This window comes from Clostridium sp. AM33-3 (assembly GCF_003480315.1).
GTDB lineage: Bacteria > Bacillota > Clostridia > Lachnospirales > Lachnospiraceae > Brotaphodocola.
In genome coordinates, this window is the sequence record NZ_QUIV01000034.1 from 18,111 (window position 1) to 29,531 (window position 11,421).

Annotated in this window: 13 protein-coding genes; 8 read left to right on the forward strand and 5 right to left on the reverse strand. The window is 49.3% G+C overall.

Features of this window, described 5'->3' with window-relative positions:
* The first annotated feature begins 119 nt into the window (after positions 1-119).
* From DW819_RS14470 to DW819_RS14495, 6 genes are all read left to right on the forward strand, one after another.
* Entirely contained in the window at positions 120-1,055 is a 936-nt protein-coding gene (locus tag DW819_RS14470; RefSeq protein WP_118733838.1) for a transporter substrate-binding domain-containing protein, read from the forward strand.
* 75 nt (positions 1,056-1,130) lie between these two features.
* Positions 1,131-1,922, forward strand: a complete 792-nt coding sequence (locus DW819_RS14475; RefSeq protein ID WP_118733839.1) for an amino acid ABC transporter permease — start codon at positions 1,131-1,133, stop codon at positions 1,920-1,922.
* A 2-nt stretch (positions 1,923-1,924) separates the two neighbouring features.
* The gene (locus DW819_RS14480; protein WP_118733840.1) at positions 1,925-2,668 is read left to right on the forward strand and encodes an amino acid ABC transporter ATP-binding protein; all 744 of its coding nucleotides are present in this window, start codon (positions 1,925-1,927) and stop codon (positions 2,666-2,668) included.
* A 289-nt stretch (positions 2,669-2,957) separates the two neighbouring features.
* Positions 2,958-3,530, forward strand: coding sequence for a hypothetical protein (locus DW819_RS14485; RefSeq protein WP_118733841.1), 573 nt, complete (start codon positions 2,958-2,960; stop codon positions 3,528-3,530).
* 67 nt (positions 3,531-3,597) lie between these two features.
* Complete coding sequence (locus DW819_RS14490) at positions 3,598-3,855, forward strand: type II toxin-antitoxin system HicA family toxin (RefSeq protein ID WP_118733842.1); 258 nt, start codon at positions 3,598-3,600, stop codon at positions 3,853-3,855.
* The gene (locus DW819_RS14495; RefSeq protein ID WP_118733843.1) at positions 3,839-4,201 is read left to right on the forward strand and encodes a type II toxin-antitoxin system HicB family antitoxin; all 363 of its coding nucleotides are present in this window, start codon (positions 3,839-3,841) and stop codon (positions 4,199-4,201) included. Before DW819_RS14490 ends, DW819_RS14495 begins: the two co-directional genes overlap by 17 nt.
* Positions 4,202-4,270: 69 nt before the next feature.
* On the opposite strand, the gene DW819_RS14500 is transcribed toward DW819_RS14495, so the two are convergent.
* From DW819_RS14500 to DW819_RS14510, 3 genes are all read right to left on the reverse strand, one after another.
* Positions 4,271-5,839, reverse strand: coding sequence for an ABC transporter permease subunit (locus DW819_RS14500; protein WP_118733844.1), 1,569 nt, complete (start codon positions 5,837-5,839; stop codon positions 4,271-4,273).
* Between the two features lie 74 nt (positions 5,840-5,913).
* Positions 5,914-6,657 carry a phosphonate ABC transporter ATP-binding protein gene (gene phnC, locus DW819_RS14505; protein ID WP_118733845.1) on the reverse strand — a complete coding sequence of 248 codons (744 nt, stop codon included), beginning with the start codon at positions 6,655-6,657 and terminating at the stop codon, positions 5,914-5,916.
* Between the two features lie 62 nt (positions 6,658-6,719).
* Positions 6,720-7,823, reverse strand: a complete 1,104-nt coding sequence (locus DW819_RS14510) for a PhnD/SsuA/transferrin family substrate-binding protein (protein WP_118733846.1) — start codon at positions 7,821-7,823, stop codon at positions 6,720-6,722.
* A 595-nt stretch (positions 7,824-8,418) separates the two neighbouring features.
* On the opposite strand from DW819_RS14510, the gene DW819_RS14515 reads away from it, so the two are divergent.
* Positions 8,419-9,804 carry a DUF2812 domain-containing protein gene (locus tag DW819_RS14515; RefSeq protein WP_118733847.1) on the forward strand — a complete coding sequence of 462 codons (1,386 nt, stop codon included), beginning with the start codon at positions 8,419-8,421 and terminating at the stop codon, positions 9,802-9,804.
* A gap of 62 nt (positions 9,805-9,866) precedes the next feature.
* On the opposite strand, the gene DW819_RS14520 is transcribed toward DW819_RS14515, so the two are convergent.
* Complete coding sequence (locus DW819_RS14520) at positions 9,867-10,169, reverse strand: hypothetical protein (RefSeq protein ID WP_118733848.1); 303 nt, start codon at positions 10,167-10,169, stop codon at positions 9,867-9,869.
* A gap of 139 nt (positions 10,170-10,308) precedes the next feature.
* Between DW819_RS14520 and DW819_RS14525 the strand changes: the two genes are divergently transcribed.
* Positions 10,309-10,467 (forward strand): DUF6364 family protein, encoded by a 159-nt coding sequence (locus DW819_RS14525; RefSeq protein ID WP_118733849.1) that lies wholly within the window; start codon positions 10,309-10,311, stop codon positions 10,465-10,467.
* Positions 10,468-11,193: 726 nt separating this feature from the next.
* Here the strand turns inward: DW819_RS14525 and DW819_RS15755 are convergent.
* Positions 11,194-11,421: hypothetical protein (locus DW819_RS15755; RefSeq protein ID WP_347560212.1), on the reverse strand; the 228-nt coding region annotated here is incomplete at its 5' end.

The following is an 11,421-nucleotide window of genomic DNA, read 5'->3' on the forward strand; positions in this document are numbered from 1 at the left end:
CACAGACGGGTTGTATGATAAAACAAGCTTAAAAACCAAGAATATACGTGAAAAAGAAAGCAAAGGAGCCTTCAAACAAGGGGCTTCTTTACTTTTTCACGGAATGAGGAGGAAACATTATGAAAAAGAATGCAAAGAAACTGATGGCAGCCGCTATGGCAGCCCTGATGGCAGCATCCATGACCGCATGCGGCGGAAGCAAGACTGAGACTACCGCGGCAGCAGACACCACTGCAGCAGAGAGTGCGGCAGATGCGGCAGAGACCACCGCAGCAGGAGCAGGCGAGGCTGCAAAAGACGGCGAGAAGAAGGTTCTGAAGGTAGCTATGGAGTGTGCATATGCACCGTACAACTGGACCCAGCCGGATGATTCCAACGGTGCGGTTCCGATCGCAGACAGCAACGAATACGCTTACGGCTATGATGTTATGATGGCAAAGAAAATCTGTGAGGAGTTGGGTTATGATCTGCAGATCGTTCGTCTTGACTGGGATTCCCTGATCCCGGCGCTTCAGTCCGGTCAGGCGGACTGTGTCATTGCAGGCCAGTCCATCACACAGGAGCGTCTTCAGGCTGTAGACTTCTCTGAGCCGTACTACTACGCAACCATCGTTACGCTTGTAAAAAAAGACAGCAACTATGCAGATGCAACCAGCGTTGCAGATCTGGCAGGTGCAACCTGTACCTCTCAGCAGAGCACCATCTGGTATCAGAACTGCCTGCCGCAGATCCCGGATGCAAACATTCTGGCAGCAACCGCAAGCGCACCGGATATGCTCATGTCCTTAAACGCAGGCAAGTGTGATCTGGTCGTAACCGACCAGCCGACCGGTAAGGGTGCACTGGTTGCTTATCCGGATTTCAAAATGCTTGAGTTTGGCGGTGGTGATAAGGACTTCCAGGTCAGCGATGAGGATATCAACATCGGTATTTCCATGAAGAAGGGCAACACAGAGTTGAAAGAAGCCATCGACAGCGTCCTCACCAAGATGACCAAAGATGATTTCTCAGCCATGATGGACGAGGCAATTTCCGTTCAGCCGCTGGCTAACTAATCAAGGTTCTATGTGGGCGCACCGTCAGGCGCGCCTGCTTAAGCTACAGTTTTCAGATTTAGAGGAGAAAGTATTATGCCAACAGACTTTTTCGGCCGTGTGATGGTCGTATTCCAGAGATACGGAATGTCTATGCTGCAGGGTGCCGGAGTCAGTCTCCGAATTGCACTGGTTGGTACCATTGTGGGTTGTATCATTGGTTTTGCAGTGGGTATCGTGCAGACGATTCCGGTTGAGGCAAAAGACAACCCGATCAAAAAAGGTGTTTTGTGGGTGATCAAGCTCATTATGAATGCCTACGTGGAATTTTTCCGCGGTACTCCGATGATGGCGCAGGCCATGTTCATTTACTATGGTATGCTTCCGCTTTTAGGCTTAAACTTAAGCATGTGGCAGGCAGCCTACTTCATTCTGTCCATCAATACCGGTGCCTATATGGCTGAGACAGTCCGCGGCGGTATCCTTTCTATTGATCTGGGTCAGACTGAGGGCGCAAAGGCCATCGGCATGACCCATGTACAGACCATGCTTTACGTTATTCTGCCGCAGGCACTCAGAAACATCATGCCGCAGATCGGCAACAACCTGATCATCAACATCAAGGACAGCTGCGTGCTTTCCGTGATCGGTGTGGCAGAGCTGCTTTACAAGACAAAATCCGCAGCAGGCGCCCTGTACATGAACTTTGAGACCTACACCATCACTATGATCGTGTATTTCATCATGACCTTTACCTGCTCCCGTATCCTGCGGTGGCTGGAGAACCGCATGGACGGTTCTGACAACTATGATCTGGCAACCACGGACACCCTGGCACATACCAGCGGCATGTACCGTTATGAAGAGAAAAAGAAGGAGGAAGAGTAACGATGGCAGAGAATCATGTACTGGAAATTCGTCATTTAAGCAAATCCTTCGGCAAGCATGTGGTTCTGCGTGATATTGATTTTACAGTAGACACAGGCGATGTAACCTGTATCATCGGTGCGTCAGGCTCCGGCAAGTCTACCCTGCTGCGCTGCGTCAATATGCTGGAGACTCCGACCACCGGAGAAATTCTTTATCATGAGAAGGACATCACTGATAAGGGTGTGAATGTCCCGGCATACCGCTCTAAGGTGGGCATGGTGTTCCAGAGCTTCAACCTGTTTGATAACCTGACCGTTCTGGAAAACTGCATGATCGGCCAGACCAAGGTGTTAAAGCGTTCCAAGGAGGAAGCAAAGAAAAATGCCATGAAATATCTGGAAAAGGTAGGCATGGCACCGTACATTAACGCAAAGCCGAAGCAGATCTCCGGCGGACAGAAGCAGCGTGTGGCCATCGCCCGCGCCCTGGCTATGGAGCCGGAGGTGCTGCTGTTCGATGAGCCGACCTCTGCGTTGGATCCGCAGATGGTTGGCGAGGTACTGGCTGTTATGCGCACCCTGGCAAAGGAAGGCATCACCATGATTATCGTGACTCATGAGATGGCCTTTGCCCGCGATGTCTCCAACCATGTGGTATTCATGGCAGACGGAGTCATTGAGGAGGAGGGAACACCGGCAGATATCTTTGGCAATCCGCAGAAGGCAAAGACCAAGGAGTTCTTAAGCAGATTTATTCAGGGCTAAAAAGGTCCGGAAGGCGGTCTTATTCACTTCCTGCTGTACTGGCTATGCCAGGATAATAAATAACGCAGTCAGAACGTTACTGACGAAAGCCTGTAATCCGGTTTTTATCTAATCGTAGCGTTCTGGCTGCGTTTTCTTATCTGCCGTTGTTCCTCACAACTCTGCTGTTTTTTTAAAATAAATTTTCTTTTGCTGCAACATTTCTCATGCCTCATCTGTATATAGGATAGAACGGCATAAAAAGTAAAAACAGCCGTGAAAAATTCAGAATGCAGAGGAGAATAAGATTATGCTGAGAAAGATGAACAATCGTGTGTGTGGAGTGATGTTGGCGGCCATGATGGCAGCGGCAGTTTCCGCGACAGCCTGTGGAGGGCAGGGCAGCACTGGAAAGACAGTGACGGCACAGCATCCCGAAGATTTTGTGGGTATGCCGAATCCGTTTACAGACAATGCTACGTTGGAAGAAGCAGAGGAATATGCCGGCTTTTCTCCCATGGCAGAACTTTCCCAGGTACTCGGCTTTTCCGTCCCGGAGGTAAAAAACATTCCATTTGAAGTGACCAGCACCGTGTATACAAATGGCTGGAATGAATTCGCCCAGGTGGAATACCAGGGGAAAAGCCAGGATGAAGCAGTGCTGTTTCGCAAAGCCAGAGGAACGGATGATATTTCCGGTGACTACAATACTTATTCGGATGTAAAGGAAGTTACCGTAAAGGAAGTGTCTGTGACATTAAAAGGCGATGACGGGCAGTATAAGCTGGCTATCTGGCAGCAGGATGGATTTGCATATTCACTGAATTATGAACCGGGTGGAAGTCAGGCTGTGTTTGTAGAGATGATCCAGAGTGTTCAGTAAATTTTTGTAGACACATGGTTGACACCATATATGACACCACATATAATGAGTGTAGGAGGTATTGAAAATGTCAAAGTGGGATAAACTGATAGCGCGGATATGCACTTTGTCAAAAGACCTCCGATTTGACGAATTGCGGAAGGTATTGGAGAGTTATGGATATGAAATGTATGCCCCAAGGAGCGGAAGCAGTCATTACACATTCAGAAAAGCAGGCTGTATGCCAATTACGATACCGAAGCATGAACCAATCAAGAAAGTATATGTAGAAATGGTAAGGCAGATTGTAGAAAGTGAGGCGAAGAATGATGAAGACGCTGAATGATTATATGGCTATGTCTTATCGCATGGAAATTGTAGAAGATAAAGACGAAGGTGGATTTGTAGTTTCTTATCCAGACTTGCCAGGATGTATTACATGTGGCGAAACGGTAGAACAGGCGGTTGCAAATGCTCAGGATGCCAAAAAAGCATGGCTTGAGGCGGCCTTGGAAGATGGAGCTGAGATTCATGAGCCAGATAGTCTTGAAGGTTATTCGGGACAGTTTAAATTAAGGATTCCGCGCAGTCTGCACAGGTCACTGGCAGAACATTCTCAGAGAGAGGGAATCAGTATGAATCAGTATTGTGTGTACCTGCTATCAAAAAATGATGCAGTATTTTCAAAATAAAAGTATCAAACAAGGCACATGGAAGTCTGACAGAAGATTTCTGTATGCCTTGTTTGCGTTTTATTGTATTTATGTTTGCGCCAGCTTCCCGGACACCACATCCACCATCCACACCAGCAGGATCAGTCCCAGAAGGATTGCTCCGGCTCTTGACCAGTCATATTTGTTCATGGCAAAGATCAGCGGGGCACCGATGCCGCCGGCACCCACCAGGCCCAGCACCGATGCTTCGCGGATATTGACATCAAAACGGTAAAGAACGGCGGAACCAAATGCAGGAGCAATCTGCGGAAGCACGGCATGGCGGATGGCCGCCAGAGGGGAAACATCCATGGCGATGAGTGCCCGGTACGGACCAGGATCCAGCATATCCAGACATTCGGTGAAGCGTTTGGTCAGAAGTCCGATGCTGCACATGGCCAGGGTCAGCACTCCGGTGAAGGCACCGGGACCGGATACCCGGATGAAGATCAGCCCGTAGATCAGAAACGGGATGGAGCGGATGGCAATCACCAGCAGGCGGAAAACTGCGCATACCGGAGCCGGGACAAACCGGCGGGTGCCGCAAAAAGCAAACGGAACAGCCAGGAGCGCACCAATTCCGGTTCCCACAATGGAAATGCAGACGGTCTCAAATAACAGGTAAAAGAGGCCGTCTTTTTTAGTGGAAAAGAAAAATGTCCAATCGGCCTGCAAGAGACCGCTCGCCATGCTTTTTAAGGTACCGGGGCTGGTGTGGGAAAAGTCCGGCGGTGTCTGGAGTGCGAGACAGACACAAAATATCAGGAGTGTTCCTAAGCCAAGCAGCAGGAGATGCTGTTTTCGTTTAGGACCGGATGTGATTTCTGTCAGGAATTCTCTTCGTATCAGCGCAGACAGATAACGGCTGATGGCTTCAATGACACAGACCGTCAGAAACAAAACCAGAAGGATGGCACCGACCTTCTGAAATTCCCGCCAGGAAATCTTTTCATTCAGGATCAGGCCTATGCCGCCAGCACCGACATAACCCAGGATGGAGCTCTGCCGTACGTTAGTCTCCAGCAGATACAGGGCATTGGTCAGATAGGAGGGCAGAATTTCCGGCAGGACCGCATGGATAAAGGCCGGAAACGAGGCACAGCCCATGGAGCGGAGTGACCGGTAGGCAGCGGTGCATGCTGCGTCTGCATCTTCGTAGGTTAGCTTTGTCATGATGGCAAAGGTGTAAAGGGTAATGGCGAAGGTGCCCGCAAAGGTGCCAAGCCCGAATAAAAAGGTGGCAAGCAGCGCCAGTACAAGAGCCGGGAAGGAGCGCAGCACCTGGATCACAAGACGGATCAGGCGGCGCAAAGCGGTTGGAAACTGAAGAGAAACCGCACCGAAAGGAGCTGTCAGAAGTCCCAGAACTGATCCGAGAATGGTTCCGCAGACAGACATCTGCAGGGTGTAAAAAAGTGGTGTCAGGACCTTGGGAAGATAGGAAAGATCCGGCCGGATCATGTCGGAAACCAGGTCAGAAAGATGGTTTTTCCGCGCAAAAAAAAGCGCCGGCTCGCAGCCGGTGAAGGCTGCAGCGGCGAAGAAAACAGCCAGAAGGAGGAGCCAGCCGGACAGACGATATGCAGTTTTTCGATTGTGCCGTGTGGTCTGAAGCATAGAATAAACCCTTTGGAACTGCCCTGTGTGTGGAGGCGGTTCCCCTTTCTGAATGTGGTGATTTGCCTGGGAAATCAGGCGTCTTTCTCATAGATGCAATGGATCATAGTCTCATCCAGTTGCTCCGGTTTCCCGTCAAAGGCCACGCTTCCGTCTTTTAACCCGATAATCCGGTCAGAAAACTCCAGGGAAAGCTCCAGATTGTGGCTGTTCATCAGAATGGTGACACCTTCCGTTTCCTGGATTTCTTTTAAAAGCTCTAAAATCTGATGACCGGTGACCGGGTCCAGGGATGCGGCCGGTTCGTCTGCCAGCAGAATTTTTGGATGCCGCATCAGGGCGCGGGCGATGGCCACACGCTGTTTCTGGCCGCCGGACAGTGACTTGACCGGTTCTTCCGCTTTTTCGGAGAGTCCGACCCGGTCCAGAAGTTTTAAGGCTTCTTTGCGGCGCTCATGTTCGTAGAGACCGAACACGGCGGGAAACAGCGCCATATCCGGCAGACAGGCGGTAAGGACATTATCCAGGCAGGTGGAATTTTCTACGAGACAGAAATCCTGGTAGATGGTGCCGATCAGGCGGCGGACCTGCTTTTGCTCCCGTTTTGTCATGGCGGAATAAGCGGTTCCATCAATCAAAAGCGCACCGGATGTTGGTGTATCCATGCCGTTTAAGATGCGAAACAGCGTAGTTTTTCCGGCACCGGACGGGCCGATCACGGATACGAATTCTCCCTGGGACACGGAAAGATTTACGTTTTTCAGGGCTACGGTCCCGCCGGGAAATTGCTTCCCGGAATTCTGTAATGTGAGTTCCATAGAAAATACCTGCCTGTGTTTTGTCCGTGACTGTGCGCAAACAGGACAGCCACGCTTTTCTGTTAGTTGAGAGACTTTAACAGCTCCTGTGCGGCGCGCTCACCATCGTAGTTGGCATCATCGCCCCACTCATAGCCAATCTGGCTGAATACACTAAAGATTTCTTTCCCTTCGTCAGTTTCTGCCAGCTCAATAAAGGAATCTCCCAGTGCCTTGCGGAAATCCTCATCCTGCATCAGCTCGGAGTTTTTACTGTAGGCGATCATATCGTTGTAAATCGGTTCGGTAACACCAATGATGCCGGTCTGATTTACCATCTCATCGGTTCCGCCCAGCTTTTTCTTCCAGTCTTTGGCATTTTTGGTACGGATGTGTCCGAAGGAAACCATGACATCAGCCTGTCCGGAGGCAAGGCGTGCCAGGGACGTGGTGTAGGAGTCAGACTGAACGGCATTGTCCAGATCGGCGATGGTTTTTCCGTAACGCTCCTGCAGCCACAGAGACGGATAGATGTAGCCGGACGCGGAGGTTGGTCCCATGACAGCCCAGGTGGCGCTGTTTAAGTCATCCCAGGTCAGCTCTTCACCATTGTTGACCTTTGCGAGCAGCTCCTGGCCTTTTGCACTTGGTCCGGCCAGAATGATGGAGCGGTAGTAGGTGCTCATGGCATCGGTGTTTTCCTCAATGGTACCGTCGTTCCAGCCCTTTGGATCCTCAGAATCCTTGTTGATGGCGTAGCGAAGGGCGGTCAGAAGCACATCACAGTCATCGGAGAACAGCACATAGTTTCCGCCGGAGATGAAGCCGATGTCCGCGCTTCCTGCGCTTAAGGCCTCACCGACGGCGGTGTAGCTGGTGCCAACCGTCATGTCAATGTCAGCTACATCATACCCTTTGGTCAGAAGCTCTTCTTTTAACAGATTCTCTAACGGCTCCGTTGCGGTGGTAATGGTATCCGCGTCAGCGTAAGGGGAAAATGCGATCTTTAAGGAATCCACGGCTTTCGGCTCGGTGGATTCTGCAGATTCAGAAGCTGCGCTCTCAGAGCCGTTTGCGGCAGTTGTCTCTGTGGCAGAAGTTTCAGGAGCGGATGTCTTGGAAGAACATCCGGTGACAAGTCCCAGGCAGAGTGCCAGGGAAAGTGCTGGTACAACAAATTTTTTCATAAAATAATACCTCCAATGGCCCGTTTCGGGCAGAATAAATTTGTGCGCACAGGCGCGATATTCTGCTGAAAGCGTTTCGGATTTGCTTCATCTGCGGGAGAAATCCTGCAAAATGAAAAAGGGCATGCCGCAGCATGCCTGAACGAGACCTTCAGACAGAATGCTGACAGCCCGTATCTGGACAGAGTACGGACAGGGGACGGTCGATCCTTTCTGGGATCCTCTCAGCCCGGAACACGGACTCCCTCGCAATCTGGTTTTCGTCATCGTAATAAATGTTTTTTGTTTCGGTTCATGCAGCGCAAAAACCGTACCGTTCTGATCGTAATGTCAGGGAGCTCCCCCTCACATTGCATTCCGTTAACCGATAAGGATTGTAGCACAGAAAGCAGAAAAAAACAAGGGAAGAACACCCTGGAAAAGCATGCGGACGCGTAACAGAAATGTAAGAAAAGGGTAAGCTTGGTGTTCTTGCGGAGGGGGGAACATTTTATATAATAAAAATAGAAAGAATGGATGTTTAGTCGTGCCAGTGAAAATACGGAACTGTTACGAAAAGAGAAAACAGAGGGTGAAAGCGGAAGGAGGCGGTTTTATGAAACAGACAAAACACATCTGGTGGACATTTTCTCCCTGGGAGGCAGACGCGCTGCGTCAGTATCTGGAACAGTTGGCCCTGGAGGGCTGGTATCCGGAAAGCATTGGCACAATCGGCATGAAATGCCGCCTGGGTGAACCGGAAAAGCGCCGTTATGCGGCGGTGCTGGCACCGAAGACCTCCGTACTGACTGGGGTGGATTCCTGGGACGCCGGAAAATTCCGGGAACGCTGTGAAGCCGCCGGATGGAAGCTTCAGTGCAGTGGTACAAACTGGCAGATTTTTTATACTACGGATGAAACGTTGGAGCTTACAGAGGAAATGAGTGACGCAAACCAGTTTTTGATTCAGAAAGCCCTGGTATTTGGCTGGTCCACCCGTATTTTCTATCCGCTGATTGTGGTACTGGAGTGCTGGCTGGTGTATCAGTACTTTCAGAATCCGGGAAAGCTGTTTACCGATCCCTGGATGCTGTTTTCCATGCCCCTTAGTCTGGTGCTTATCTTTTCTTATGGGATTCCCTATGTGCATCTGCTTCGCTGGGTGCGGGACAGTGCGTGCATGTTAAAAGAAGAAGGTCATCTTCCGGTTATGGATTTAAAGAAACGACTGCGAAGCAAAAAACGACTGGTGATCTTGCTTGGAGTGCTGATTTCTGTGTCACTTGCCATTGCATTTTCCCTTTCTATCCGCATGGTTGTCGCCACGGTAACGTCCAGCCTGATTTTCCTGGGAAGCGCATATCTGGTGCTTTACTGGCTCCGGAAGCATGGAAGCGGCGATTCCCGCGAAAACTGGATCGGTTACCTGGTCGGCGTGACTGTGCTCTGCATGATTCTGGTGCCGCTGTCCGGGGCAGTGATCGATCATCTGTGCGGGAACGAGGAGATAAATGAAAACCGGAAACAGACTGCATTTGCCAGTTATCAGAACAATGATATTCAGGTGGACAGGGGTGGAAATCAGGTGGTTGTGACGGTTTACAAAAGCCGCTTCTCCTGGATTATTCAGAAGACAAGAACGTGCTATCCGAAGAATATGTCCAGATGGTGGGATGTGACGGAGTTGGAAGTGCCGGAAGCGTTAAGCACACTGCCGGACGGTGTGAGCATTTCCTGGTATCGGTACAACATACGCAAAGAGGATGAAAAAGAAAAAACGGAATCGCAGGAAGTGATAGCAGCAGACAGGAAAACCGTGGAGGAATTGCAGAAGGAACAGAATGCTGTGCCGGAAGCGGAGGAAGCGCCGGAAATTGTACTGGATGAGCTGATCTTAAGTGATAACAACCGCCTGGTCATTCTGGATTACGGCGGAGGAACCGATGCGTCCAGCGTGGAAGAGGCGATGTATGGATTTCTGGAACCGCTGCTGAAGCAATAGAACCGAAATCAGATGAATAGAGGGCCAGTGCAGGTGTGAAAATCTGTTCTGGCCTTCTGTTATCATGAATCAACATCTGCAGGAATGCAGATAAAATCCAGATTATCCCGTGCACATTGTCCGGGGGAGATACGGCGGCCGGTTTTGGGACAGAAAAGGTCACGGCCGGGCTCCAGAAAGATCAGATCACCCTTCTGGAAGGTTCCGTCAGTGCAGGATTTGGTGACAAGATAAGGCCTGTCCGGCGTCAGAGAGAGACGCTGGATCGTATCTTTCAAAAGTGCTCCTTTTTTCAGCAGTTCATCCCAGGATAATAGTTTTTTATCAGAAGAATTTGGCTTATCCGAAGTGGATTCGTATTTCATTTGGATGATCTCCCTCAATAATTTTATCCTATTTTATCATACTTTATCCTACTTAACAATATCAAATCCGCCTTCATGCTATAGTACAAAAAAGTTTGCGAACACTGTGAACCGTACAAAAGTGAAGGAGGATAACGGCATGAGACCGCTAAAAGGGAAAGTCAGCATCACGCTGGACAGCGACATCATACAGACGATCAAAGATTACGCAGAAGAAGATGACCGCTCATTCAGCCAGTACATCAATATGGTATTGAAGGAATATATAAGCAGGCGAAGCAGGACTGATGAAACATAGTCTTGCGGGTGCCTGCTTTTTATTATACAACGAAAATACGATATGGAAAGGCGGAAAAACCATATTGCCCATATATAGACAATATAAAAATTTGAGTTACAAAGCTGAATAAAGGTTCGGAAGTGAAAGAGACCGTCTTCCTCTATTTTCACATATCGTTGTTTGCTTGCTCTCGCTAACACGCGTTCGCCTGTGTCGGATTAACATCCGCCACATTCGGACGTGTGTGCTCAAGATGCAAACACCTGATATGTTGAAAATCCCGGAAGGCGGTCTCATTCACTTCCTGCTGTATTGGCTTCGCTACAAAAAATAATAGCTACAGTCTATATTAACTCTGCCATAAAAAAACGCAGCCAGAACGCTACTATCAGATAAAAGCCAGATTACAGGCTTTCGTCAGCAATGTTCTGGCTGCGTTTATTATTATCGTAGAATAACCAATAAAGAAGTTCCGGGCACCCCATACAGAATGAGTGGCACATTGGAATTTTCCTGCATTGCATATCAAGAACGCGCCAGTGACGCGTTCGCAGATTCATGCGCGAGCATAGCGCCAGACCGGAGAGCATTGTCTGAGCGTGCAGAGCACGCGAGTTTTGCTCGCAGGTCTGGCAATAGGAGGCGGAGCAAATGAAGTATAAAATTTCACAGCATCTGCTTATTCTGTATGGTCTGACTGAAACTTCGGACCTTATGTGGTTACGTCTCAATATTGCAATATGCCTATTTCATTGTGTGATACGTTTCATAGATTTTATCCAGATCATAGTTCGGTGACATTGGAGCTGCAATCTGACAGACTGCTTTTACGAAATTTGGATTCATTTCCAGAATATCCGCGATCTGTTCCGGTGTGTAATTTTTTTGCATTTTTGCAAGAATCAATTGAATAAATGCCCTGGTTTTTCCCTCGTTTTTTCCTTCAGTTCTTCCCTGAGCCATTCCCTCGGC

Coding starts and splice junctions, on each gene's coding strand:
- DW819_RS14470 (WP_118733838.1), top strand. CDS start 120: ATGAAAAAGAATGCAAAGAAACTGATGGCAGCCGCTATGGCAGCCCTG.
- DW819_RS14475 (WP_118733839.1), top strand. CDS start 1,131: ATGCCAACAGACTTTTTCGGCCGTGTGATGGTCGTATTCCAGAGATAC.
- DW819_RS14480 (WP_118733840.1), top strand. CDS start 1,925: ATGGCAGAGAATCATGTACTGGAAATTCGTCATTTAAGCAAATCCTTC.
- DW819_RS14485 (WP_118733841.1), top strand. CDS start 2,958: ATGCTGAGAAAGATGAACAATCGTGTGTGTGGAGTGATGTTGGCGGCC.
- DW819_RS14490 (WP_118733842.1), top strand. CDS start 3,598: ATGTCAAAGTGGGATAAACTGATAGCGCGGATATGCACTTTGTCAAAA.
- DW819_RS14495 (WP_118733843.1), top strand. CDS start 3,839: ATGAAGACGCTGAATGATTATATGGCTATGTCTTATCGCATGGAAATT.
- DW819_RS14500 (WP_118733844.1), bottom strand. CDS start 5,839: ATGCTTCAGACCACACGGCACAATCGAAAAACTGCATATCGTCTGTCC.
- phnC (WP_118733845.1), bottom strand. CDS start 6,657: ATGGAACTCACATTACAGAATTCCGGGAAGCAATTTCCCGGCGGGACC.
- DW819_RS14510 (WP_118733846.1), bottom strand. CDS start 7,823: ATGAAAAAATTTGTTGTACCAGCACTTTCCCTGGCACTCTGCCTGGGA.
- DW819_RS14515 (WP_118733847.1), top strand. CDS start 8,419: ATGAAACAGACAAAACACATCTGGTGGACATTTTCTCCCTGGGAGGCA.
- DW819_RS14520 (WP_118733848.1), bottom strand. CDS start 10,169: ATGAAATACGAATCCACTTCGGATAAGCCAAATTCTTCTGATAAAAAA.
- DW819_RS14525 (WP_118733849.1), top strand. CDS start 10,309: ATGAGACCGCTAAAAGGGAAAGTCAGCATCACGCTGGACAGCGACATC.